This window comes from Marinobacter albus (assembly GCF_030238305.1).
Classification (GTDB): domain Bacteria; phylum Pseudomonadota; class Gammaproteobacteria; order Pseudomonadales; family Oleiphilaceae; genus Marinobacter; species Marinobacter albus.
This window is the reverse complement of record NZ_JASSQD010000001.1, coordinates 432,509-457,157: the sequence shown is the minus strand read 5'-3', so window position 1 is coordinate 457,157 and position 24,649 is coordinate 432,509. Positions and strand designations below refer to the sequence as shown.

Sequence of the window (24,649 nt, the reverse complement as noted above, 5' to 3'; positions counted from 1 at the left end):
GCGCCCACTCCCGTCTTCTCCGGATACGGAGCATTACACTGCATAGTGCTCCGTAACGGCAGGTGGGCTTGATGGATACGCAGACAATCAGATTGCAGCAATCGGCCGGTTTTCGGCGCCTGCGATTCAGCCCCGATCTTGAACCCGGTTATCGCCAGCTCAGGGCCGCAGCGGTGCGGGAGCGCGCCCGCCTGGTTTCCGCAGCCGGGCTGCTGATCTTCGGCATCTTTGTGCTGCTGGACCTGGTCATGCTGCCACCGGAACTGGCGAAGACCACCACAGCCATCCGGCTGTGGGTCACCTGCCCCGTCATCACCCTGGTGTGGTGGCTGTCGTATTGCCAACGACCGGGGGACCTCGGTTTCGAGGGTCTGTACGCCCTCGCCTATCTGATTGGCGGCCTGAGTGTGGTGGCCATCATCGCCACCGCTCGACTCCGGGACTTCCCCCTGCCCTACGAGGGAATGCTGCTCATGCTGATGTTCGGTTACTTTGCCATGGGCCTGCCCTTTTTCGCCGCATCCATCGCCTCGGCAATCATTATCGTCGCCTATCTGATTGTGGAGTTATCAGTCGGACTGCCGCCGGGCGCGGTCATGGTCAACCTGTTTTTCGTCCTCACGGCGAATACCATCGGGATGATGGGGGCCTGGCTCAGTGAATACCGGCACCGGGCCCACTTCCTCGACCAGCAACTAGTCAATTTTCTGCACCAGAGCGCGGCCGAAGAGAGCGAACGCAAAAGTCATCTCATCACCGTGGCCAGTCACGACCTTCGCCAGCCCCTGAACATCATTGGCCTGACCCTGGAAAACCTGTCGGCAGCGCGGCTGGCCCCGGAGCACCTCAGCCTGGTCCGCCGCCTGCAGGGCACGGTCAGTCACTTTCAGCGCCTGCTGGGCACCGTGCTGGATATTTCACGCATCAACGAGGGGATGATCCAGCCCCAGAACGACGTCATGGACCTGAACGCCCTGCTGGACCAGCTCGTTGACCTCACGGTTGATCATGCAACCCTGCACGACATCCGGCTTTGCCGGGCCACCCCGGAACCGCGGCTTCAGGTCATGGCAGACCCGGAGCTCCTGCTGAGGGCGCTGCAGAACCTGGTGTTCAACGCCATCGACCACAGCGGTGGCAACGAAGTGCGCATTACCGTCGCGCCCCGGGGCGCCATCGTCCGAGTCAGCATCAGCGATAACGGCACGGGTCTCGACAAGCAGCTTCAGGACTCGGTTTTCCAGCCGTTTGTCCGTGGTGCTCAGGGTCGGGACAATCCGGCCGGGCTGGGACTTGGGCTCGCCATTGTCAGAGAGCTGACCGGGATGATCGGAGGGTCCTGCGGGGTCACGTCGGAACCCGGCGCTGGCAGCACCTTCTGGATTGATGTCAGGCTGGCCGCGGATGCCCCCGCCCTTGCAGCCTGCGACCCGCCTCACGCTGATACGCCGGTTACAGCCAGCCCATCTGGCGGGCCTGACTGACGCACTCGGTGCGATTGTGGACCCCGAGATGGGCAAAGATTGCCTTCAGATGGGTCTTGACCGTGTGTTCGGTGAGATTGAGGCTCTGGCAGATCCGTTTGTTGGGAAAGCCCTGCGCCAGCAGTGACAGAACTTCCATCTGCCGGGGTGTCAGTGCCTGGACCTGGGCCGCCGGCTGAGGCCGCCCCGGAAAGTACTCGGCCCCCCGGCTGATGGCCCGGAACATACTGACCAGTGCGGTTCGTCCGGCTGATTTCGGCAGGAATCCCCGCGCGCCCGCTGCGCGGGCTGCCCGAACGGTTGTTTCGTCTTCCGAGCTGGAAATGACCACCACCGGAACCGGCGGCTCCCGGGCAATGATTCGCGGCAACAGCATCAGCCCGGTTTCGCCCTGCAGTGAAACGTCCAGCAACACGAGATCGACATCGTTCGGGCCTGCCAGCAGGGCCGCTGCCTGGTCAACGGAATCGGCCAGATCGACCGATGTGGCCAGCGAAGCCTGTGTCATCAAGCCTGCCAGCCCCTGGGAAAACAGGGGGTGGTCATCAACAATTAAAACCCGGCGCAGCGGCGATCCCGGATCGGGGCGGACGCGGTCACCGCCACTGGCTTGGGCGGAAAGGTGGCTCATGATTGACCCCGCATTTTGTGTTTTTTTGTTACTGCGGAGCACCAACTATAAGTCACAATACGCTGCGGCACCGCGGCCTGCTTAACAGTTTTGGCGAAAAGATCCCTTCGCGCCCGGGCCTGCCAACGGCAACTGAAACATGACTGTCACATTTCTGTCGCATTCTTCGGGCAACGCTAACTAACTGTTGTCACGAGGTTTTAGGATGAAACAAAGCCATCTTCCCATGGCGCGGCACCGCATTTGGGTGTGGTTTCTTGCGCTCACCCTGTGGTTACCCCAGACCCACGCAGAAGACATGGAGATTCACGGGTCCAACACCATCGGAGCCACCCTGGCCCCCATGCTGGTGGAAGGGTTCCTCGCTCGCCAGGGCACTGGCCCGGTGCGTGTCCGCAGCAACGGCAAGGACAACGAAAAAGTACTGACGGGCAAGCACGCCGGCGCCACGGTCCGCGCCCTGGTTGCCGCCCACGGCTCAAGCACCGGGTTCAGGGCGCTCAACAATGGCACGGCCAATATCTGGGCGTCGTCCCGGCCCGCCAAAGCTCAGGAAGTGGCGGAGATGGCCGGGCGGGCAAACCTGAACGACCTCGACAGCGAGCACGTGATTGCCATCGACGGCCTGGCGGTGCTGGTGCACCCGTCCAATCCGGTAAGCCAGCTCAGTATCGAAACCCTGGGCAGGATCTTTGCCGGGGAGATCCGTAACTGGTCCGAGCTGGGGGGCGACAACCAGACCATCCACCTGTACGCCCGGGATGATCGGTCCGGCACCTGGGACACGTTCAGGACGCTGGTGCTGGGCAAGGCCTATACCCTGGCCTCGTCCGCCCGTCGGTACGAATCCAACGACCGGCTCTCTGACGATGTCAGCCGTGATCCGTCGGGCATCGGCTTTGCCGGGCTGGCCTCGGTTCGTGACAGCAAGGTACTCGCGATCTCCGATGGCGACGCGCCGGCGCTCAAACCCAATCAGTTAACGGTCGCCAGCGAGGATTACCCGCTTGCCCGGCGCCTGTTCATGTATACGCCCGGGAAGGCAACGACGCCCCTGGCGGCAAGTTTCATTGACTTCGTATTGGGAGAGGAGGGTCAGGCGATTGTGTCCCGGTCCGGCTTCATTTCCCAGAACCCGATCGCCGTCAAACCGGAACTGGACAACAGCACCCCGCAAACCTTCCGGCGACTGACCGAGAATTATCAGCGGCTGACCGTCAACTTCCGGTTTTCCGAAGGCCGAACCCGGCTGGACAATAAAGCCCGACGGGACCTCAAACGCGTTTCCGATTTTATGAGCCGGAACAACCGCAGCCCCGACGACATAATGCTCATCGGCTTCGCAGACCAGCAGAGCAACGAACTGCGCGCCCAGATGATTTCCGAACTTCGCGCCCTGTCGGTACGCAAGGCGCTCTCGGACCTTGGCGTCGGTGATATCGCCTACACCGGCTACGGACATTACATGCCTGTTGGTATGGCCGGCGGTGACAGCGGCCAGCAACGCAATGGCCGGGTGGAGGTCTGGGTACGTTCCCGCTGAGCGCCCGAAAATACCCGGTAAGTCGGCTAGACTTCAGGTCAAGGGGATGCAGAAACGCGAGCGGAGACCAAACCTATGCTGATCCGGGGCTTTGTCAGCATTCTGATAGTGTGGGCAACCATGCCGGTGTTGTCGGATACCGCCCCGGTCCTGGACGTGGTTACCACTCAGTATCCTCCATTCGAGTATGTCGAGAACGGTACCGTTCGGGGGCAGGACGTCGAGACCGTCCGGACCGTTGTCGAACGAATGGGCTTTGTGCCGAGAATCAGGCTGCTGCCCTGGGCCCGCGCCGAACTGATGGTCCGAAACGGCGACGCCGACCTGCTGTTCTCGCTGACCGCGTCGCCGCAACGCGAGCGCTACTATCTGTTCACCGATCCGATCAGCACTGCCCGGGACGTCTTCTACGCCCGTAAAGGTGCGGATATCTCCTGGACCACCTACAACGACCTAGCCGGCCTGCGCCTGGGCGTATCCGCATCGTACAGTTACAATCAGGAGTTTATGGACTGGCTTGCTAAAGACCTGGCCCGGGTGATGACTATGAGCCAGGAACAGCCCGATCTGGCGGGCCTGCGCATGGTTGCGCTGGACCGGGTGGATCTTTTTATCTGTGAGGAAACCGCCTGCAACTATCTGATTCAAAAATACCGGGCGCGTTATCCGGAACTCTCCCGCGTCATCGCTATCCCTGGAACGGTTGGCGAGGAACGTTATTTCCGGGCGGCGTTTTCCCGGCAAAGACCGGATGCCGAACAACTCCGGTCGGACTTCAACCGGATGCTGAACCAACTCGATTTGGGCGATTCCGACTAAAGTCCCACCCCCGAATTCGGCAATCACCTATCCTGCCTACGGTCACAGGTATGTTTGGGTTTCCTATACTGGCGGTGTCATTTCCAAACCACAGACTGGGCCAATGGACATACAATCCGATCACCGCTATGCGATAAACCTGAACGTTCGAGGCATCCAACCCTCATCCACCCTGCGCATCAATGAGCTGAGCAACCAGCTCAAGGCCGACGGCAAGGACATCATTAAACTGGGACTTGGACAGTCTCCGTTTCCGGTGCCTGACCGTGTGGTTGAGGCGTTGAAGGCGCATGCCCACGAGAAGGACTACCTGCCGGTCAAGGGCCTGAAGGGGTTGCGTGAAAGCATCGCCGGGTACATCAATCGCAGCGAACGCATGCGTTTCACCTGGGAAGACGTGCTCATCGGCCCCGGCTCAAAGGAGCTGTTGTTCCTTCTGCAGCTGGCGTACTACGGAGACCTGCTGATTCCGCGCCCGAGCTGGGTGTCCTACGCACCGCAAGCGCGGATCATCGGCCGGTCGGTGCACTGGCTGCCCACCCACGCCGAAAACAACTGGCAGCTTACCGCCGAGGAACTGGACATCATCTGCCGGGACGACCCCTCCCGGCCGCGCATCCTGATTATGAACTACCCGTCCAACCCGACAGGCTGCACCTACACCGACGATCAGTTGCTGGCGATTGCCAATGTCGCCCGCAAGTACAAACTGATCCTGCTGTCGGACGAGATTTACGGCGAGGTCCACTTCGAGGGCAAGCACAAGTCCATTGCCCGCTACTACCCGGAGGGGACCATCATCAGCACGGGCCTGAGCAAGTGGGCCGGTGCCGGCGGCTGGCGTCTTGGCACGTTCATCTTTCCAACCGAGCTGCGGCCATTGCTGGATGCCATGGCCATCATCGCCAGTGAAACCTTCACCTCCACCAGCGCCCCGATCCAGTACGCGGCGATCTCGGCGTTCAATGGCGGCGACGACATCGATGAATACCTGGTGCAGTCCCGCCGGGTGCTCAAGGTCATCGGCGAGTATGTCCACCGGCGCCTGACCGACATGGGTGCCGTGGCCCAGAAACCCGAAGGGGCGTTCTACCTGTTCCCGGATTTCTCGGCCTTCCGCGACCGGCTTTCGAAACGGGACATCAAGACCAGCCAGGCGTTCTGTACGTCCCTGCTTGAAAACACCGGGGTGGCCATTCTGCCCGCCAGCGACTTCGGCTTCGTACCGGATCATCTGGGCGCTCGCCTCGCGTTTGTCGACTTCGACGGTGCCGAGGCCCTGAAGCTGGCGGGCGGCGACTACGCCGATCACGATCTGGGGGATGGGTTCGTCGAGCAGGCCTGCCCCCGTCTGGTCAAGGCCATGGACAAGATGGAAGCCTGGCTCAGCAGCCTCTGATCGCGACGTGTTAAACTGGCGCCCTCATTCTCCGAGATAGCCATGGGGGCGCCGTGTCCGATACCGTTTCTCTCCAGACGATTACCGACTTTGCCGAACAACTGGCCCGGGAGGCCGGTGAGCTGATCCGGCGGGAGCGGGATGAAAACACCCTGCGGACGGATTACAAGGCGCAATCGGAACTGGTCACCCACGCCGATGTGATGGCCGACAAGTTTATTACCGGTGCGATCCGCGAGCGCTTCCCCGACCACCGCATCCTGTCCGAAGAAACCATGCCGGACCTGAGTCAGGCCGAGCAACTGGATACTCCGTTATGGATCGTGGATCCCATCGATGGCACCGTCAATTACGCCTACGGTCACCCACAGGTTGCAGTCTCCATAGCCTATGCTGAGCAAGGCCGGGTGCGCGCTGGCATTGTCCACGCCCCATTTTCCGACGAAACCTTTCGGGGCACTGAGGGCGAAGGGGCAACCCTCAACGGCAAGGCGATCCGGCACAGCGATGCCCAGGCACCGCGGGATGCCCTGTTCGCCACGGGATTCCCGTACACCAAGGACCACCTGGAACCCCTGGTGGCAAGGCTCGACGCCATGATCCGCCAGTGCCGGGACCTGAGGCGAATTGGCTCCGCCGCCCTCGACATCTGTTGGGTTGCCTGTGGCCGCCTCGATATCTACTACGAAAACGTCAGCCCCTGGGACTTTGCTGCCGGGCGCCTGATTGCCCTGGAAGCCGGCGCTACCGCCGGGCACTTCGGGAGCGTACCGGAAGGCTACCCCGCCGACCTCTACGGTCGCGACATCCTGATTTCGGCACCGGCAATCTGGGCACCGGTTCGTGAGATTCTCCGGAAAGCCTCGGGCTACGATTGACCGTTCAGGCCCAGACACCCTCAGCCACCAGGGACCAGCTCTCTTCAAAGTCGGCCGACGGTAGTCGGGCAAAGGAAGACCGAACGAAACGCTGGACCCGGCCTTCAACGAACACCAGCACGAAATCGGCGCCACGGGCGGCGCTGGTACGAGGGCGAAGGCCCTGGCGGATTTCCCCTTCCTTGAGTGCCTGACGCACCTGGGTTTCCAGGCGCTCGAAGAACTGGGACGCCCGCTTGCGCAGGGCCTCGTTCTCACCCATCAGGGCGTCCCCCGTCAGCACACAGCACAGGCCGGAATTGCGCTCAGCAAACACCAGCACCAGATGCACCAACTGCTGCAGGCGCACCCGGACATCCTCCTGCTCCTGCAGGATCACCTGGCAGCGGGAGAACACCGCCTCCTCGGCAAACTCGATGAGAGCCTCGAACATTTTGCGCTTGCTGGGGAAGTGGCGATAGAGGGCGGCCTCGGTGACGCCGACGGATTTGGCGAGGCCCGCAGTGGTAATGCGGGCCCCCGGGTCTGTTTCCAGGAGCTCCACGAGGGCGTGAAGGATCGCCTCACGGCGACTCGGTTTCTGATCGGTCATGACAGGACTGCAGCGCTCTGTTTTGTCGTTATCGGGGCCGGTCATTTGGCGCCAGCCCTCGTTTATTTGTAATGGGGATTGTGCCCCAGATCAGAAAAAGGTGCCATCAATGGGCGACGATGCACTGGCATACAGCTTCTTGGGCATGCGACCGGCCAGGTAGGCTTCACGGCCAGCCTCAATCGCCAGACGCATGGCGTTGGCCATCTTGATCGGATCCTTTGCCTGGGCAATGGCGGTATTCATCAACACACCGTCGCACCCCAGCTCCATGGCAATGGTGGCGTCGGAGGCGGTGCCCACGCCGGCGTCCACCAGCACGGGGACCTTCGCATTTTCGACAATCAGCCGGATGTTATAGCGGTTCTGGATGCCCAGGCCGGAGCCGATGGGAGCGCCCAGGGGCATGATGGCAACACAGCCCATGTCTTCCAGACGTTTCGCCAGCAGCGGGTCGTCGGAACAATAGACCATCACCTTGAAGCCGTCCTTGATCAGCGTCTCCGCCGCGTCCAGGGTTTCGGTCATGTTCGGGTAAAGGGTTTTCTCCTCCCCAAGCACCTCCAGCTTCACGAGGTCGTGTCCGTCCAGGAGCTCCCGGGCCAGCTTGCAGGTGCGGACCGCGTCTTTGGCGGTGTAGCAACCGGCGGTGTTGGGCAGGATCGTGTAGTGTTCCGGAGAAATGACATCCAGAAGGTTGGGCTCGTCGGGGTTTTGCCCCAGATTGGTCCGGCGCACGGCCACAGTCACGATCTCGGCACCGCTGGCCTCGATGGCATGGCCGGTTTCCATCAGGTCTCGGTACTTCCCGGTGCCCACCAGCAAGCGCGATTGGTAAATCCGGCCCGCAATTTCCAGGGGTTTGTCTTCGGGAAGCAGAATCTCGGGAGTCTCGCTCATAACCTTCCTGCGGTTGTTAAATTGTCATGGAATAAACGATCAGCCACCACCAATCGCGTGGACCACCTCCACCCGATCACCCTCACTGAGAACGAATTCCCCGTGCTGGCTCCGAGGGACAATGTCCTCATTAACCTCTACAGCCAGGCGTTTTCCCGCCAGGGCCATACTCTCGACCAGGGTCAGGACGGTAGCGCCGACCGGCAGCTCCATCGCATCGCCATTCACCTCAACTTGCATAGGCCTTCTTACCTCTGTTCCTTACCCTGCCCCGACCCTGGGCGGCGCAACCCGGCCACCGCCAGCAACGTCCAGGCAACCATGAAACACACACCACCGAGGGGTGTGACAGGACCGATCCAGCGAATATCCGTCAGCACCAGCGTATAAAGACTGCCACTGAACAACAGTATGCCCGCAAGGAAAAACCCGGCCGCCACAGACAGCAGCCTGCGGTTCAACCCGGCCACCGACAGTACCGACAACATCACCAGAGCAATGGCGTGGTACATCTGGTAGGTCACGGCGGTCTGAAACACCTCCAGCCCACGTTCACTGACGATACCACGCAGGCCATGGGCGCCAAAGGCACCGGCCATCACCCCAACCAGGGCGCAGCAGGCGCCGACAACCAGAGGCAGGCGCATGACACCCTGGCACCCCGGATCTACGCGCTCAGCAGTCACAGTGGATCTTTTCCCCGGTGTCCAGATTCATCATGGTCAGCAAACCGCCCCAGACACAGCCCGTATCGAGGCCAATAAACTGGTTGCTGCCGGTCTGGCCCTCAAGCGCCGCCCAGTGTCCAAACACCACCCGGACATCGTCCTCCCGGGAGTACTCAAACCAGGGTTTGTAACCGTTCGGAGCGCTGGCCGCCGCTTCCTTGGTGGCCAGTTCCAGCGTGCCATCCTGGGCGATGAACCGCATGCGGGTAAAGTAGTTGGTGATCACCCGCCAGCGGTCCATACCACGGAGATTTTCGTCCCAGCAGTGCGGCTCGTTGCCATACATGTGGGTAAAGTACTCGCCGGCATCGTCACCGCGAATGATAGCCTCCACTTCCCGGGCATAGGCTTCTGCCTGCCCGGCACTCCAGATGTGGGGCACACCGGCATGGACCATGACCAGATTTCGGGTCCTGTCCCGGACGCACAGGTTCTGCTGTCTCAACCAGGCAACCAACCGATCATGATCCGGCGCTTCCAGGATATCCGCCAGGGTGTCTTTCCGGCGCGGCGGGTGACCACCCAATGCGACCGCCAGCAGGTGCAGGTCGTGATTGCCCAGGACCACCACCGCGGAACTGCCCAGACTCTCAATGTAACGCAGGGTTTCCAGCGAGGAGGGTCCACGATTGATCAGGTCTCCGGCGACCCACAAACGGTCCCGGGACGGTGAAAACGAGACCCGCGCCAGGACATCCCGCAACCGGTCGTAACAGCCCTGAATATCGCCAATGGCGTAGTCAGTCATTACTTACCTCATGGGAATCGCGCCCATCGGCTTTCTCGTCAGCCAACAGGTCTGCTATCAATACGTAATCGGCAAGGCTGAGGTTTTCCGGACGCAGGCCGTCGTTGATCCCCAGACTGTGCAACTGCTCAACGGAAATCATCCCGCCCAGCGCCTTGCGAAGCGTCTTTCGACGCGCATTAAACGCGGTACGGACCACGGCCTGCAGGGTTCCCAGATCCTTGGCCGGGTGTGGCAGGGTATCATGGGGCACAAGCCGCACGATGGCGGAGTCCACTTTCGGTGCCGGCCGGAACGCGCCCGGCCCCACTTCGAACAACGGCTGAACCTTGCAGAAATACTGGGCCATGATCCCCAGCCGGCCATAATTGTTGTCACCCGGAACCGCCGCCAGACGCTGGACCACTTCCTTCTGCAGCATGAAATGCATGTCCTTTACCACGCCCGCCTGCCCAAGCAGATGGAAGATCAAAGGCGTGGAAATGTTGTACGGCAGGTTGCCGATGATGCGCAGTCGGTTACCTCCCTCAACCAGCTGGCTGAAGTCGAACTTCAGCGCATCCGCCTCGTGGATCCGGAATTCCGGGTAATTGAAAAACTTGGTGCGCAGCACCGGAATCAGGTCACGGTCCAGTTCCACCACCTGGAGCCTGGGATTCACCGCGAGGATTTCTTCGGTAATCGCTCCGAGACCCGGCCCGATCTCGACGATGGCATCATCGGGTTTGGGATTGATGGCGCGAACGATCCGCTCGATCACGCCGGGATCGTGCAGGAAATTCTGGCCAAATCGCTTTCTGGCCTGGTGGCCGGGTTTGTTACTCACGAGCGTGTCTCTTGGTTAGCGGCTTTCCGACAGCGGGCCATGTGCGCGCCAACCCGGATAGCCGTTTGCAGGCTACCGGCATCGGCCCGGCCGCTGCCGGCGAGGTCCAGGGCGGTGCCGTGGTCAACGGAGGTGCGAACAATAGGCAACCCCAGGGTAATATTGACCGCGCGGCCGAAGCCCTGGTATTTGAGCACCGGCAGGCCCTGATCATGGTACATGGCCAGCACCGCGTCGGCGTTGTCCAGCCAGTGCGGGGTAAACAGGGTATCGGCCGGAAGGGGGCCGGTCAGATGGATGCCCTCACTCCTGAGCTGCTCCAGAGTCGGCTCGATAATCTCGATCTCCTCCCGGCCGAGATGGCCACCCTCCCCGGCATGGGGATTCAGGCCCGCCACGAGAATGCGGGGGTGCTCAATCCCGAAGAACGCCTTCAGATCAGCGTTGAGAATTCGGGTAACCTGACCCAGTCGCTCCGGCGTGATGGCCGCGGCAACCTCCTTCAGCGGTAAGTGGGTAGTTACCAGCGCCACTCGCAAAGCCTCCGTGGCGAGCATCATGACCACCCGTTCGACTCCACAGAGCTCCTGCAGAAACTCGGTATGGCCGCTGAATGCCATCCCGGCGTCATTGATTACGCCCTTGTGCACCGGGGCGGTCACCATGCCGTCAAAGTCGCCCCGCAGACACCCCTCGGCAGCCGTTCGAAGCGTATCGAGGACATAGGCGCTGTTAGCCGGGTCAAGCACGCCGGCATCGGAACTGGCACAGCCCCCGACCTCGAACACCGACAGATGCCCCGGAGCTGTGACCGGGGTCTGGCCCGGCTGCCAGTCGTGCAGTGTCACCTCACGTCCGAGCAGTTGCGCACGAGCGGCCAGCAGGGCTTTGCTGGCTATCACCACGATGCCGGCCTCCCGGCCTTCCTCTGCCAGTTGCAGGCAAAGTTCCGGGCCAATGCCCGCCGGTTCACCGGCCGTCAGCGCAAGGATCGCCGGAGCACTCATGACTCGCCGTTCGCTTCCGTACCGGTGTCGTCACGGGCGTACTCCCCCTTGAATTCGATAAAGGCCTCGTCCCGGATCTCCCGCAGCCAGTTCTGTAACTCGGTCTCGAACTTGCGACGGTAGATGGCCTGACGGGCTTCGGCATTTTTGACGTCCCCGCTGATATCCTTTTGGCGACGCTCCTCCACCTGCAGGATGTGCCAGCCGAATTGCGAGCGGAACGGTCCCCGGAGTTCACCGAGATTCGCTTCCAGCATGGCCTGCTCGAACGCCGGAACCATCTGACCCCGGCTGACCCAGCCGAGATTGCCGCCATCGGAACCCGAGACCGGGTCATCCGAAAATTCCCGGGCAAGCTCGGCGAAGTCTGCGCCTTCCTGAAGCTGCTGGTAAATGTCGCGGATTCTGGCCTCGGCCTGGGCATCCGTCAATGCCTCCGATGGACGAATCAGGATGTGCCGTACCCGGTGCTGCTGGATGACCTGTTTCTGTCCGCCACCGCGCTTGTCCATCACCATCACCAGGTGGAAACCGCTGTTGTTTTCAAGCACCGGGGAAGGTTCATCAACGGCAAGTTGCGGCACCACCGGCGCTACCAGGGAGGGTAACTGGCTTTCCGTACGCCACCCCATGTCACCGCCTTCCAGAGCGTTGCTGGCATCGGATTCCGCCACCGCCACTTCCCGGAAATCGCGGCCGTCGACAATCTCCTGCCGCAGGCTTTCCGCCTGCTCGCGGGCCACAGCAACCGACGCCTCGCTGGTCGGATCCTCGACCTCAATGAAGATGTAGGCGAGGCGATATTCGGCGGTATCACCGCCGCGGGCCTCAACGGCCTGCAGGTAATTTTCGACCTCACGGTCGGTCACCCGGACCCGGTTGCCCACCTGCCGCTGCTGAACCCGGCTGGTCAGCATTTCATTACGGATCTGTTCCCGCGCCTGGCGGAAACTGACACCCTCGGACGCCAGCTGCTGCTCGAACTGGGCCATGGTCATGCCATTGCGCTCGGCGATGTTATCCATGGTCTCGTTCAGCTCGTTGTCGCTGATCCGCATGCCCATTTTCTCAGCCATCTGAAGCTGGATGGATTCGGTAATCAACTGTTCCAGAACCCGGTCCTCAAGAATGGCCCTGGGCGGCAGGCCGGTACCCTGGGCACTCAGGCGGCCAGTGATGGTATTGATGCGGGCGTCGAGTTCGGTCTGCAGGATGACGTCGTCGTCGACGATCGCAACCACCTGATCGAGCAATTTGCGCTCCGCCTGCACCGTCAGTGACAGGGTGACGGCTGCCATCAACAGCAAAGTCTTTACAGCGTGGCGAAGGGTCGCCTTCATAAACACCTCTTGGTAGTAAGTGAGCTGCGGGCACGATATCCGGGCTTAGTCATCATCTGGCTCAGGGAGTTCCGAACCGGCGACGTTCCCGCTCATCAAATCCGTAAATGGCCTCGGCGATCCGGGTGGATGAGCCACCACTTCCGCCCAGCCCCTTGAGCTGAACCTGGAACAATATCCGACTCTCAAGCTCGCGGTCATCGGTCAGGTAATTCTGATGCACGGCCTGGACGCTCCAGCAACAGTTGTTGTACTCCAGGCCCGCCAGTGATCCCACCGTTCGATCCAGCCGGGAATCATAAACCCAGCGACCGATCAGGCTAACACGATCACTGACCGGGAAAACTGCAGCGACATCCGACTGTTCGATTTCATCCTTGCTGTAAGTATGGCCAAGGCTGGCGAGGTACCGATAGTCCTCGGAGTGAAACACCAACTGACTGCGGCCCTCCTCAGTTTCCCCCGACTCGGGATCCCAGAGCCCGGAGGAGCGGATTTCCAACGAGTCGAGGGGATTCAGGACCACCTCTCCGGCCAGCGGCGAACGACTCCGGGTCCCTGCCCCGGTGCCAAACAGGGTGACCTCCCGATCCTGGAAGTACTGGACCTGGCCGATACTGAACCGGGCCCGCTCCGCCCCGGTGAGCAGGTCATTAAAACGGCTGGTCAGAGCCACGGTCAACTGGTTGGCATCGCCCACCCGGTCACCGCCGGTGAATCGGTCGGGCTGGAACAGCTGGTCAAAACGGAAGGTCTGGATGTCGGTATCGAAATCCGGAATGTCGTTCTGATCCGCATCGGCGTCAGCCCAGGCATAATAGAGCCTCGGCTCGAGCGTCTGGTTGTAAGGCACATCAAAGAGACTGGACTGACGATCGAAATACAACCCGTTGTCCCACTCGGCCACAGGCACGGTCCGGTCGAAGCTGCCGTTACCCAGGGTGTAGTCATCCAGCTCGTAACGGGTGTAATCCACACTGACCGACGGCCGGCTGAACCCCCAGAGTGTTCGCATCGGTACCGCCAGCTCCGGTATCGCCCGCAGTCGCTGGCCATTGGCCCGATCCAGTCCGGTCAGGTTGTCGTTATCCCGGTAAAACACGGTGTACTGACTTTCCAGGCCGGTTTCCAGCCAGCCGTGCTGACGGGTGGTGCCATACAGAACTTCCGGAAGCTGGGCGTAGGGTTTATTGACGTCGGCAATGCGATCGCTGATCGTCTGGTAATCGTTGAGGTAGGTCTCGAAATACTGATGGCGATCCCGGTAACGGAAACCACCGCGGCGCTGCAGGTGGGTCGCCTGGTTAATCTCCAGGCTGCGGTTCAGGTCGCTCAGGTAATCCTCGTCACTGACCACGGAGTAGTCACCGTAGCCGGTCCAACCGCCACCGAACCGGGCCAGCGTGGAGGCGTCCAGAGCCCAACGCTCGCCGCTTTCACCCGGATTTTCCTCCTTGTAGGCGGAGTCATCGCCGATGTACCCCACCTGAAGGACGGTCTGACCCAGCGGGCTGAGGTAACGCCCCTCCACCTCGTTGAACAGGCCCCGGCCATGGATGTACTGGGGCGTCAGCGTGGCATCGTAGTGAGGCGCCAGGTTCAGGTAGTAGGGCACCGAGACAAAGGCACCGCTGCCGGCACTCGAGGAACCGAACTGCGGGTAGAGAAAACCTGTCTTGCGCTGGTCGTCGATCGGGAAGCTTGCCCACGGCCAGTAAAAAACCGGCACATCAAGGACCTCAAGGCGCACGTGCTTGGCGGTGCCAAATCCCTCGGCCTGATCCAGGTGAATGTCTGAAGCCACAATCGCCCAGTCATTCTGCCCGGGGCCACAAGTGGTTAACATGCCGTCGCGGATCTCCACCTGATTGTCCGCCAACCGGGTCAGGCTGCCGGCATTGCCCCGCATTTCCGGGCCATGAATCAGGAAAGTCGCGGTGTTGATGTCAAAGCGCCCGGAGTCAACATTGTACTGGGCATTCTCGCCCGTCAGCAGGAAGCCTTTCCCCCGGCTGACCAGTGGTCCCTGTACCGACACCCGGCTTTCGGCCTGGTTGTAGCGCGCCTCGGAACCGCTTACCTCGAACGCGCCCTGCCTGACCCGAACTTGGCCCTCAAGGTACAGGACGCGGTCAATCTCGTAGCGGGCATTCAGGCCGCTGGCCTCCACTGGCGCCTGCTGCCCGTCACCACCGCTGACCACACTGCCAACACCCTGGCCAGAGCCGGATGGCAGATAGCCGCCCTCACAGAACACCGGCAACTGCGCGCGCGCCGATTCCGGCAACTGCGCCCTCGGCCGCCAATCAATCTCCGCTGCCGTCGGAACCGACTCGGCGCTCGCCTGAGCCGAAGCCAATCCGATGAACACGGCCACCGCACACCCGCCTATCCGGAACGCAGGCATCTGCAGATGGCAATCGGAAATCGGCACAGTGACAGGTTCCTGTTGCTGGTGAATGGTTGGACCGGGGTGGATAACAGGCGCCTAGTTTACACGTGCCCTTGAGGGTTGTTAACGGAAACTCCACTGCAAAACCGTTTTACCCTCTTTATACTCCTCTGCTAACTTTCGCTGTCAGCGATCACCCATTTTTTCAGGATAGCCGTCCGTACCATGGATCCCCGTCTGCAGTTGCTGACCAACTGGGTCAGACAGTTCACCGGCCTGGAACAGGCCGTGGCCGAGCCGGTCTCCGGCGATGCCAGCTTTCGCCGGTATTTCCGGGTTTGGCAGACCAGCGACGCCGGCCCGCCGACCCCGCTGATCGTGATGGATGCGCCGCCCGAACACGAGGACTGCGTACCCTTCCTGGCCATTGCCCGTCACTGGCACCGCCACGGCATTAACGTTCCCGACATCCTGCAAGCCGATCTGGAACAGGGTTTCCTGTTGCTGGAAGATTTCGGTGACAACCTGATGTTGGGGCAACTCAATGACACCACGGCGGATTCGCTCTATCGGGGCGCATTGACCGAACTGGTCGGCATCCAGCAGCTGGCAGCACCGGAGGACTATCAGCTACCGGCCTACGACGCAGCCCTGCTGGACCGGGAAATGGCGCTGTTTCCGGACTGGTTGCTGGAACAACACCTTGGCATGGCACTGGGTAACAGTGAACGCGCCTTGCTGGAGACGACCTTCGCCTTCCTCAGGGAAAGCGCCCTGGCGCAACCGGAAGTGACCGTGCATCGGGACTATCACTCCCGAAATCTGCTGGTGCGTCCGGGCACCAACCGCCCCGGCGTGATCGACTTTCAGGATGCGGTCTCCGGGCCGGTCACCTACGATGCGGTATCGCTGCTGAAGGACTGTTACATCAGCTGGCCGGAACAGACACTCTGCGACTGGCTCGAATTCTTCCGTGAACGCAGCGCCGCGGCCGGCCTGCACCGGGCGGACCGGGAAACCTTTCGCCAGTGGTTTGAGCTGATGGGCATGCAGCGGCACCTGAAGGCAGCGGGCATTTTCGCCCGGCTCGCCATTCGGGATGGCAAACACGGCTATCTGGACGACATTCCCCGAACGGTCAACTACCTCATCACGGCCAGCGCCCGACAGCCGGCCCTACGCTGTTTCCACGAGTGGCTGGCTGACGTGGTCATGCCGGAAATTGAAAGTCGGATCGGGACTGCGCCGGGGCAGGAGCGAAAATCCCAGTGAAGGCGATGATCCTGGCCGCCGGCAAGGGCGAACGCATGCGGCCTCTGACCCTGACCACGCCCAAGCCACTGCTGGAAGCTGGCGGCAAGCCCCTGATCGAGCATCATCTCGACCACCTGCGCCGGGCCGGATTTCGCTCGGTGGTGATCAACCACGCCTGGCTGGGCGAGCAGATTGAGGCCACTCTCGGCTCAGGCGACCGTTTTGGCCTATCGCTGATCTATTCCCGGGAAGGCGAGCCCCTGGAAACCGCGGGCGGAATTGTCCGCGCGCTGCCGATGCTGACCGAGAACGGCTCCGACTGGTTCCTCGTCATCAACGGCGATATCTGGAGTGATTTCGACCTGTCCGGCCTGACGCCACCGGCACAGGCAGATGCCCTGCTGGTACTGACCCGCAATCCGCCTCACCATCCGCACGGCGACTTCCATCTGCAGGCCGATGGCACCGTGACGGAAGACGGAGCCAACAAGCTAACCTTCACCGGCATCAGCCTGCTGCATCGCCGCCTGTTCCAGGGGCTGGACGATCAGTCCGGAAAGCTCGGCCCGGTATTGCGCCAGGCGATGCGTCAGGGACGGGTCCGGGGCGTTGAGCACCCCGGGAAGTGGGTTGATGTTGGCACCCCGGACCGGCTTCGGGAACTGGACCAGACACTGCTGGGCAGGGAGCTCTGACGCCATGGCCGAAAGCACGCGACAGCCGGCGCTACCCAGCCGGGTTGAGGCAGAGTTCGCCAGCCTGCTTCACGAGCTGTCCGCCTGCGGACACCAGACCGCGACACTGCTGGACCGGGCCCAGCTTCCCAACTGGTGCCGCGCGCCGCTGTTCTTCTTCCTCGGGTACATCGCCAAGGCCGAGGGCCGGGTCAGTGAAGCTGACATCCGCTACGCCGAGGCGCTGATCAAGGCGCTCAAACTTTCCCAACGACAACGCCGCCGAGCCATCAACTGGTTCCAGCAGGGAAAGTCCGCGGAACAGCTACCCTCGTTAAAGGGCCTGTCGCTGCGCCTCACCCATCGGATCTGGCCGGGGCCAGCCCTGACGGTGGCGATCTGCCTGTGCCATGCCACGCAATTGAAAGGGCGCCCGACCAAGCCTCGCCGCTACCGCTGCGAAGATGCAATCGACCAGATCGGACTTCCGGTCATCATCAGCGATGACATTTTTGACAGCTACGCCAGCAAGGTCTGGATCCGTCACGCCGAGAACCTGGCCAGACCGGTCAGTTACGAGCAGGCCTGCGAACTGCTTGGGGTGACCCGCCGGGATTCCCTGGACATCATCAAGCGGGCATACAAGAAAAGAGTTTCCGGCTGCCACCCGGACAAGCTGGCCCAGCAACAGGTCAGCACCGAGGAGGAGGCTCTGGCCAAGGAACGCCTGTTGAGCTATCAGCAGGCGTGGGAGCTGGTCAAGCGGCGCCACAGGCCCCCGCGGTGAGCCCGGCAGCTACCGGGATCTGAGCCAGGCATCGATCCGACCTGCGACGGCCGGCGCATCCTGCGCCGACGGTGGCTGCTGCAGGCTGACGGGTTGGCGCTCATAGGCACCGACGCCAGCCCGGCGCAGGTCCGTCCAGCGCCGCGGGACCTCATCATCGGAACCACGACGCGAAGCATAGAGTTCCAGAATACCCGGGCCACCGACCGCCAGATCCTCCGTGAGCGTAGCCGCATCCCGGGGGTAGAACGCCGGCGCCACCCAGATCATCCGCCCGGGATTCGGCAGTGACTGCTGTACGGCCACCAGGTGACCGCTGGCACGACCAACCCCCAGCAGAACTGGCCGGTCATAGCCCCGGCTCGCCAGGATGTCGACCGCGGCTTCCAGGCTCTGCTGCACGCGGCGTCGGTACCTCTGCTCCGGCGACTCCCCGTCCGGAGACGCCATCACGTCAATCATCACCGCTGACACGTCGCCGTCATCGTCTGACGCCGGTTCTCCGTCGTCGGGACTCGCTTCCATCGCTTGTTGCAGCTTCGGGGAGGGCGCCGGCAGCCCAACGGCCAACACCGCCCAACCGCGCTTGATGAGTTGCGCACGCAACCCGCCGACGAGCCCGGAAGCGGCATTGCCCCCCACATCGGCCAGAAGGACCAGCGCACCCTCGGCCGGCGGCTCCCGCTCCGGATAGAACAAGCCCAGCGCCCGATCACCGTCCTCCAGCTCGAGCCAGATCGCTGCACCCGGAAAGCTCTGGCTCAGCTCCATTTCGCCCAGCCCGGTGGTGAACCCGGACCGGTCCGGGGCAGGCGCCGCTGGCGAATCCTCGTCGGCCATGACCAGGGTACCCGCGAGCCACAGCACGATCGGGAGCATAGAAAGCAACTGTTTTAGGACACCACTACCGATTCTAAGCACAGATCCTGACTCTTTGACTGCGAAAAAAACGTTCCGAACTGTTAGACTAGCACTCGTTTTTCACGGGCGGCAGGGACCGCAGGCCACGCCATTATCAGCGTTTTTGCGCGCAAAGTAATTGAGAGAGCCATCATGAACCCATACCTGATTGCCCCATCCATCCTGTCGGCCGACTTTGCCCGCCTGGGGGAAGAAGTCGATAATGTACTGGCCGCCGGTGCGGACGTTGTTCATTTCGACGTGATGGACAATCACTACGTGCCGAACCTGACCATTGGCCCGATGGTCTGTGAAGCCCTGCGCAAGCACGGCGTGACCGCGCCGATTGATGTCCACCTGATGGTGTCGCCGGTGGACGACCTGATCCGCATGTTCATCGATGCCGGAGCCAGCTACATTACCTTCCACCCCGAAGCCAGCAATCACATCGACCGCTCCCTGCAACTGATCCGCGACGGCGGCTGCAAGGCCGGACTGGTCTTCAACCCGGCCACCCCGCTGCACTACATGGACCATGTCATGGACAAGCTCGACATGGTGCTGATGATGTCGGTCAACCCGGGCTTCGGTGGTCAGAAGTTCATTCCGGGCACCCTGGACAAGCTGCGGGAGGCCCGCAGGCGCATCGACGCCAGCAACTTCAACATTCGCCTGGAAATCGACGGTGGCGTGAAAACCGAAAACATCCGGGAGATTGCCGAGGCGGGCGCAGATACGTTTGTCGCCGGCTCCGCCATTTTCAATACCGACGATTACAAGACCACCATCGATGCCATGCGCGAAGAACTTGAGCAGGCGCGCAAGGTGCTTGGCCAATGAGTCTGACGGGACTGTTCAGCCCCCGCTGGCCCGGTGTTGCCCTGTTTGACCTGGACGGCACTCTGGTCGACAGCGCCCCGGACCTCGCAGCCGCCGTGGACCAGATGCTGGAACACCTTGGACGGTCACCGGCGGGCCTTGACCGCGTCCGTGACTGGGTGGGCAACGGCGCCAGCATCCTGGTGCGTCGTGCGTTGGCTGGCCAGAGCGACTGGGAACCGGTTCGACCGAAAGACGACGTCCTGTTCAAGGACGCCCTGGCAATTTTTTATCACGCCTACGGTCAGATCAATGGCCGGCACTCGGTGGTGTACTCAGGGGTAGAAGCCTGCCTTCGGCACCTGAAGCAACACGGCTGCAAGCTCGGCGTGGTGACCAACAAACCGGAGCAGTTTGTCGAACCGCTGCTGAAGCAGATGGGGCTGGGACACTGGTTCGACATCAGCATCGGCGGGGACACCCTGAGTGTTAAGAAACCCAACCCCACACCGTTGCTGCATGCCATGGAAGCCCTTGGCGGCACCCGGGGCACGACGGTAATGGTCGGCGACTCCGCCGCCGACATCGATGCGGCTCTGGCAGCCGGCATGCCCTGCGTGGCGGTCCGTTACGGGTACAATTTTGGCCGGCCGGTTGATGCCCTCGGCGCCGACGCGGTTGTTGATTCACTGGACGAGCTTTTGTAATCTCACAAGGACGTTACGTTGATCATTCCAATTCGGGAGATTCCTGCCGTGCAGGGACTGAATCTGACTGCAACGCGGGGCGTCCTCAGCACCCGCGCGACACGATGGTGGCGATGGCGCACCGGCTGAAAAGGCCCGGCGGCTGACTGGCGTTTAACCGCCCGGCCGCACCCATCTGGCTGGCCCGGTTGTGAATCCGTGCCACCCGAAAGCAGATCAGACTTCAGGAACGAAACATGACACCCGAGCAATTCTCCGAGCTCGCCCAAGCCGGCTTTAACCGTATTCCCGTCTACCGCGAGGTACTCGCGGATCTGGACACACCTCTGAGTACCTATCTGAAACTGGCCAGCGGTCCCTATTCCTACCTCTTCGAGTCCGTCCAGGGCGGCGAGAAATGGGGACGCTACTCCATCATCGGCCTGCCCAGCCATGAAGTAATGAAAGTCTTCGATCACCGGGTCGAGGTGAGCCGCGGCGGCAAACTGGTGGAAACGACCGAGGTCGACGACCCGCTGGCATTCGTGGAGCAGTATCAGGCCCGGTTCAACGCGCCGGACCTGGAAGAGTTGCCACGATTCAACGGCGGCCTTGTGGGCTACTTCGGCTACGACACCGTGCGCTACATCGAGAAGCGCCTGCGTGAGAGCTGCCCGCCCGACAAGATTGGCACACCGGACATTCTGCTGATGGTCTCGGACGAGATCGTCGTCTTCGACAACCTCCGGGGCAAGCTGCACCTGATCGTGCACGTGGATCCAGCGGACGAGGGCGCATACGACAACGCCCAGGCCCGGATTGATGAGCTGGAAAATCAACTGCACCGGAAGACGGCCGACGCGCCTCGTACCCCCGAGCACCTCCGTGGCAAGGCTGTGGACGAAAGCGATTTTGTTTCCGGCTTCAGCCAGGACAAGTTCGAGGCCGCGGTCGGCAAGATCAAGGAATACGTGCTGGACGGCGACGTCATGCAGACCGTTATCTCCCAGCGCATGTCGATCCCCTTCGAGGCGCCGCCGCTGAACCTGTACCGGTCACTGCGAGTGCTCAACCCCTCGCCCTACATGTATTTCCTGGATCTGGACGAATTCCACATCGTCGGCTCCTCGCCGGAAATCCTGGCCCGGGTGGAAGACCAGGAAGTAACCGTGCGTCCGATTGCCGGTACCCGCAAGCGGGGCGCCACCGATGCCGAGGACAAGGCCCTGGAAACCGAGCTGCTGGCCGATCCGAAGGAAATCGCCGAGCACCTCATGCTGATCGACCTTGGCCGCAACGATGCCGGCCGGGTCTCGGAAACCGGCACCGTCCGGCTGACAGACAAGATGATCGTGGAGCGCTATTCCCACGTGATGCACATCGTCTCCAACGTCACCGGGCGCCTGAACCCCGACACCAGTTGCCTGGACGTGCTTCGCGCCACTCTGCCCGCCGGCACCCTCAGCGGCGCGCCCAAGATCCGCGCCATGGAAATCATTGACGAGCTGGAGCCGGTCAAACGCGGCGTCTATGGCGGCGCGGTCGGCTACCTCTCCTTCAACGGCAACATGGACACGGCGATCGCCATCCGGACCGCGGTGATCAAGGACAAGACGCTGCACATCCAGGCTGGCGCCGGTGTGGTGGCGGATTCGGTGCCCCGCCTCGAGTGGAAGGAAACCATGAACAAGGGTCGCGCAATCTTTCGCGCGGTGGCCATGACCTACAACGATTTCGACCACTGAGGCGGAGGAAAGATTATGTTGCTGATGATCGATAACTACGATTCCTTCACCTACAACGTGGTGCAGTATCTGGCAGAACTGGGTGCCGACGTCCAGGTCTATCGGAACGACGAGATCACCGTGGAAGAAATCGAGGCCCTGAAGCCGGAACGGCTGGTGATATCACCGGGCCCGTGCACGCCCAACGAGGCGGGCATTTCCATGGCGGCCATTCGACACTTTGCCGGCAAACTGCCGATCCTTGGCATCTGCCTGGGCCATCAGGCCATCGGTCAGGTCTACGGCGGCGACGTGATCCGCGCCGGGCGCGTGATGCACGGCAAGGTGTCTCCGGTTTACCATCGGGATACGGGTGTTTTCCGGGGCCTGAACAATCCACTCCAGGCCACCCGCTACCACAGCCTGGTCATTGACCAGACCACCCTGCCGGAGTGCCTGGAAGTCACTGCCTGGACCCGCAACGACGACGGTTCGGTGGAAGAAATCATGGGGGTTCGCCACAAGACCCTGCCCATCGAAGGTGTGCAGTTCCATCCCGAGTCTATTATGACCGAACAGGGGCACGAACTGCTGCGCAACTTCCTGCGAAGCTGAATCAGCCAATAACAATCGAGAGGCCGCATAACATGGACATGAAAGAAGCTCTGAACCGGATTGCCTCCAACCTGGACCTGTCCCGGGAAGAGATGAAACAGGTCATGCGCATCGTGATGAATGGCGAGGCCACCGACGCGCAGATCGGGGCTTTCCTCATGGGTCTGCGACTCAAGAGTGAAACCATCGACGAGATCACCGGGGCCACCGAGGTCATGCGCGAGCTGGCCACCGGCGTGACGGTCAAGGCCGAGCCGCTGGTGGACATTGTTGGCACCGGTGGCGACGGCGCCAACCTGTTTAACGTGTCCTCTGCTTCCGCTTTTGTGGTTGCCGCGGCGGGTGGCTACGTGGCCAAGCATGGCAACCGCGGCGTGTCCTCCAAGAGCGGCAGCGCCGACCTGATCGAGAAGGCCGGCATCAACCTCAACATGACACCGGAGCAAGTTGCCCGCTGCATCGAGCAGATCGGTGTCGGTTTCATGTTCGCCCCGGCCCATCACGGCGCGATGAAGCATGCCATCGGTCCGCGCAAGGAGCTCGGTTGCCGCACCATCTTCAACATCCTCGGGCCAATGACCAACCCGGCCGGCGTCAAGCGTCAGTTGCTGGGCGTATTCACCCGGGAGCTATGCCGCCCCGTGGCGGAAGTCCTCCAACGCCTGGGTTCCGAGCACATCATGGTGGTCTGCTCGAAGGATGGCCTGGATGAGATCAGCCTCGCCAGCGCCACCCATGTCGCGGAACTGAAGAATGGCGAGATCACCGAATACGACATCACACCCGAGGATCTGGGCGTGAAGAGCCAGTCCCTCGTCGGCCTGGCCGTGGAATCCTCAGAGGATTCCCTGAAGCTGATCCGCGCCGCCTTCGGCCGTGGCCACGACGAGATGGCGGAAAAGGCCCGCGACCTGATCGCCCTGAATGCAGGAGCGGCCATCTACGTGGCCGGGCTGGCGGACACGCCGAAAGCCGGCGTCGAACTGGCCCTGGACGCCATCGGCTCCGGTCTGGCAGCCGGCAAGATGTCCGAGCTGGCCGACTTTTCCCAGTGCTTCTGAGCGACACCGACAATGACTGACCGACACAACGACCGAACTCCCACCATCCTGCGCAAGATTGTTGAACGGAAATGGGAAGAAATTGCCGAACGCCGGCCCGGCGCACCGCTGGCCGAACTCAAGGCCAGGGCTGGCGACCAGCCACCGGCCCGAGGGTTTGCCGCCGCCATGCGCCAGCGCATCGAACGGCAGCAACCGGCGGTCATTGCCGAAATCAAGAAAGCGTCCCCGAGCAAGGGCATTCTCCGGGATCCGTTCGAGCCGGCCATCATCGCCGAGAGTTACGCAAAAGGTGGGGCCGCCTGCCTGAGCGTGCTGACCGACAGGGACTTTTTCCAGGGCAGCGAAACCTACCTCATCGCCGCCCGAAACGCCTGCAGCCTGCCGGTTATTCGCAAGGATTTCATGGTCGACCCGTATCAGGTCTATGAGAGCCGGGCCATCGGCGCCGACTGCATTCTGCTGATCGCCGCCTGCCTGACCAAAGACCAGATGCAGGAAATGGAGGGCATCGCCCACGAGATCGGGCTGGATGTCCTGGTGGAGGTGCATAACGGCGAGGAGATGGACGACGCGCTGACCCTGACGACCCCTCTGGTCGGCATCAACAACCGCAATCTGCACACCTTCGACGTGTCACTCGACACCACGTTCGACCTGCATCAGCGTATCGGGACAGGCCGACTGACGGTCACCGAAAGCGGCATCATGACCCGGAGTGACGTGGATACCATGACGTCCCGGGGCATTTACGGCTTCCTGGTGGGCGAGTCGTTCATGCGCGCCGATGAGCCCGGCCAGAAGTTACAGGAGCTGTTCTTCCCCGGGGACTAACTCTCTCA

General features: G+C 61.9%; 25 protein-coding genes. 14 read left to right on the top strand and 11 right to left on the bottom strand.

What is annotated here, in order from left to right:
* Positions 1-71 precede the first annotated feature (71 nt).
* Positions 72-1,484 (top strand): sensor histidine kinase, encoded by a 1,413-nt coding sequence (locus tag QQF73_RS02140; protein ID WP_285367077.1) that lies wholly within the window; start codon positions 72-74, stop codon positions 1,482-1,484.
* On the opposite strand, the gene QQF73_RS02135 is transcribed toward QQF73_RS02140, so the two are convergent.
* Entirely contained in the window at positions 1,453-2,115 is a 663-nt protein-coding gene (locus QQF73_RS02135; RefSeq protein WP_219867070.1) for a response regulator transcription factor, read from the bottom strand. The genes QQF73_RS02140 and QQF73_RS02135 overlap by 32 nt on opposite strands.
* A 205-nt stretch (positions 2,116-2,320) precedes the next feature.
* On the opposite strand from QQF73_RS02135, the gene QQF73_RS02130 reads away from it, so the two are divergent.
* The 4 genes from QQF73_RS02130 (at position 2,321) to QQF73_RS02115 (ending at position 6,754) form a co-directional block, all read left to right on the top strand.
* On the top strand, positions 2,321-3,658 hold the full coding sequence (locus tag QQF73_RS02130) for a substrate-binding domain-containing protein (protein WP_285367076.1): 1,338 nt from the start codon (positions 2,321-2,323) through the stop codon (positions 3,656-3,658).
* Between the two features lie 75 nt (positions 3,659-3,733).
* Complete coding sequence (locus tag QQF73_RS02125; protein WP_285367075.1) at positions 3,734-4,477, top strand: substrate-binding periplasmic protein; 744 nt, start codon at positions 3,734-3,736, stop codon at positions 4,475-4,477.
* Between the two features lie 103 nt (positions 4,478-4,580).
* Positions 4,581-5,876: a pyridoxal phosphate-dependent aminotransferase gene (locus tag QQF73_RS02120; RefSeq protein ID WP_219867072.1), complete on the top strand. Its 1,296-nt coding sequence runs from the start codon at positions 4,581-4,583 to the stop codon at positions 5,874-5,876.
* A gap of 53 nt (positions 5,877-5,929) precedes the next feature.
* Entirely contained in the window at positions 5,930-6,754 is an 825-nt protein-coding gene (locus tag QQF73_RS02115; protein WP_219867073.1) for an inositol monophosphatase family protein, read from the top strand.
* A gap of 4 nt (positions 6,755-6,758) precedes the next feature.
* Here QQF73_RS02115 and slmA read toward each other — a convergent pair whose 3' ends face one another.
* The 9 genes from slmA to QQF73_RS02070 form a co-directional block, all read right to left on the bottom strand.
* On the bottom strand, positions 6,759-7,346 hold the full coding sequence (slmA, locus tag QQF73_RS02110; protein WP_219867074.1) for a nucleoid occlusion factor SlmA: 588 nt from the start codon (positions 7,344-7,346) through the stop codon (positions 6,759-6,761).
* Between the two features lie 90 nt (positions 7,347-7,436).
* A complete protein-coding gene (locus tag QQF73_RS02105; protein WP_285367073.1) occupies positions 7,437-8,246 on the bottom strand; it encodes a thiazole synthase in 810 nt (269 codons plus the stop codon).
* Positions 8,247-8,285: 39 nt separating this feature from the next.
* The gene (gene thiS, locus QQF73_RS02100; RefSeq protein ID WP_219867076.1) at positions 8,286-8,486 is read right to left on the bottom strand and encodes a sulfur carrier protein ThiS; all 201 of its coding nucleotides are present in this window, start codon (positions 8,484-8,486) and stop codon (positions 8,286-8,288) included.
* A gap of 8 nt (positions 8,487-8,494) precedes the next feature.
* On the bottom strand, positions 8,495-8,893 hold the full coding sequence (locus QQF73_RS02095) for a DUF423 domain-containing protein (RefSeq protein WP_219868085.1): 399 nt from the start codon (positions 8,891-8,893) through the stop codon (positions 8,495-8,497).
* A gap of 28 nt (positions 8,894-8,921) precedes the next feature.
* Complete coding sequence (locus QQF73_RS02090; RefSeq protein WP_285367070.1) at positions 8,922-9,722, bottom strand: symmetrical bis(5'-nucleosyl)-tetraphosphatase; 801 nt, start codon at positions 9,720-9,722, stop codon at positions 8,922-8,924.
* The gene (gene rsmA, locus QQF73_RS02085; protein ID WP_285367068.1) at positions 9,715-10,548 is read right to left on the bottom strand and encodes a 16S rRNA (adenine(1518)-N(6)/adenine(1519)-N(6))-dimethyltransferase RsmA; all 834 of its coding nucleotides are present in this window, start codon (positions 10,546-10,548) and stop codon (positions 9,715-9,717) included. The genes QQF73_RS02090 and rsmA overlap by 8 nt, the downstream gene beginning before the upstream one ends.
* Positions 10,545-11,555: a 4-hydroxythreonine-4-phosphate dehydrogenase PdxA gene (gene pdxA / locus QQF73_RS02080; protein WP_219867079.1), complete on the bottom strand. Its 1,011-nt coding sequence runs from the start codon at positions 11,553-11,555 to the stop codon at positions 10,545-10,547. The genes rsmA and pdxA overlap by 4 nt, the downstream gene beginning before the upstream one ends.
* On the bottom strand, positions 11,552-12,895 hold the full coding sequence (locus tag QQF73_RS02075) for a peptidylprolyl isomerase (RefSeq protein WP_219867080.1): 1,344 nt from the start codon (positions 12,893-12,895) through the stop codon (positions 11,552-11,554). The genes pdxA and QQF73_RS02075 overlap by 4 nt, the downstream gene beginning before the upstream one ends.
* Positions 12,896-12,956: 61 nt before the next feature.
* A complete protein-coding gene (locus QQF73_RS02070; RefSeq protein WP_425607945.1) occupies positions 12,957-15,329 on the bottom strand; it encodes an LPS-assembly protein LptD in 2,373 nt (790 codons plus the stop codon).
* Positions 15,330-15,512: 183 nt separating this feature from the next.
* Between QQF73_RS02070 and QQF73_RS02065 the strand changes: the two genes are divergently transcribed.
* From QQF73_RS02065 to QQF73_RS02055, 3 genes are read left to right on the top strand one after another with little or no spacing between them, the layout of a single operon-like run.
* The gene (locus QQF73_RS02065; RefSeq protein WP_219867081.1) at positions 15,513-16,559 is read left to right on the top strand and encodes an aminoglycoside phosphotransferase family protein; all 1,047 of its coding nucleotides are present in this window, start codon (positions 15,513-15,515) and stop codon (positions 16,557-16,559) included.
* Positions 16,556-17,236 (top strand): N-acetylmuramate alpha-1-phosphate uridylyltransferase MurU, encoded by a 681-nt coding sequence (gene murU / locus QQF73_RS02060; RefSeq protein WP_285367063.1) that lies wholly within the window; start codon positions 16,556-16,558, stop codon positions 17,234-17,236. The genes QQF73_RS02065 and murU overlap by 4 nt, the downstream gene beginning before the upstream one ends.
* 4 nt (positions 17,237-17,240) lie before the next feature.
* The gene (locus QQF73_RS02055) at positions 17,241-18,002 is read left to right on the top strand and encodes a co-chaperone DjlA (protein WP_219867083.1); all 762 of its coding nucleotides are present in this window, start codon (positions 17,241-17,243) and stop codon (positions 18,000-18,002) included.
* A 9-nt stretch (positions 18,003-18,011) separates the two neighbouring features.
* Here QQF73_RS02055 and QQF73_RS02050 read toward each other — a convergent pair whose 3' ends face one another.
* Positions 18,012-18,881 (bottom strand): DUF3530 family protein, encoded by an 870-nt coding sequence (locus QQF73_RS02050; RefSeq protein ID WP_285367060.1) that lies wholly within the window; start codon positions 18,879-18,881, stop codon positions 18,012-18,014.
* 174 nt (positions 18,882-19,055) lie between these two features.
* Between QQF73_RS02050 and rpe the strand changes: the two genes are divergently transcribed.
* The 6 genes from rpe (at position 19,056) to trpC (ending at position 24,641) form a co-directional block, all read left to right on the top strand.
* Positions 19,056-19,742, top strand: coding sequence for a ribulose-phosphate 3-epimerase (gene rpe, locus QQF73_RS02045; protein WP_219867085.1), 687 nt, complete (start codon positions 19,056-19,058; stop codon positions 19,740-19,742).
* Positions 19,739-20,428, top strand: a complete 690-nt coding sequence (locus QQF73_RS02040) for a phosphoglycolate phosphatase (protein WP_219867086.1) — start codon at positions 19,739-19,741, stop codon at positions 20,426-20,428. Before rpe ends, QQF73_RS02040 begins: the two co-directional genes overlap by 4 nt.
* Positions 20,429-20,664: 236 nt before the next feature.
* Positions 20,665-22,152: an anthranilate synthase component I gene (gene trpE / locus QQF73_RS02035; RefSeq protein WP_219867087.1), complete on the top strand. Its 1,488-nt coding sequence runs from the start codon at positions 20,665-20,667 to the stop codon at positions 22,150-22,152.
* Positions 22,153-22,167: 15 nt separating this feature from the next.
* Positions 22,168-22,746, top strand: a complete 579-nt coding sequence (locus QQF73_RS02030) for an aminodeoxychorismate/anthranilate synthase component II (RefSeq protein WP_219867088.1) — start codon at positions 22,168-22,170, stop codon at positions 22,744-22,746.
* Between the two features lie 32 nt (positions 22,747-22,778).
* Positions 22,779-23,807: an anthranilate phosphoribosyltransferase gene (trpD, locus tag QQF73_RS02025; RefSeq protein WP_219867089.1), complete on the top strand. Its 1,029-nt coding sequence runs from the start codon at positions 22,779-22,781 to the stop codon at positions 23,805-23,807.
* Positions 23,808-23,819: 12 nt separating this feature from the next.
* The gene (gene trpC / locus QQF73_RS02020; protein WP_219867090.1) at positions 23,820-24,641 is read left to right on the top strand and encodes an indole-3-glycerol phosphate synthase TrpC; all 822 of its coding nucleotides are present in this window, start codon (positions 23,820-23,822) and stop codon (positions 24,639-24,641) included.
* The last annotated feature ends 8 nt before the right edge of the window (positions 24,642-24,649 follow it).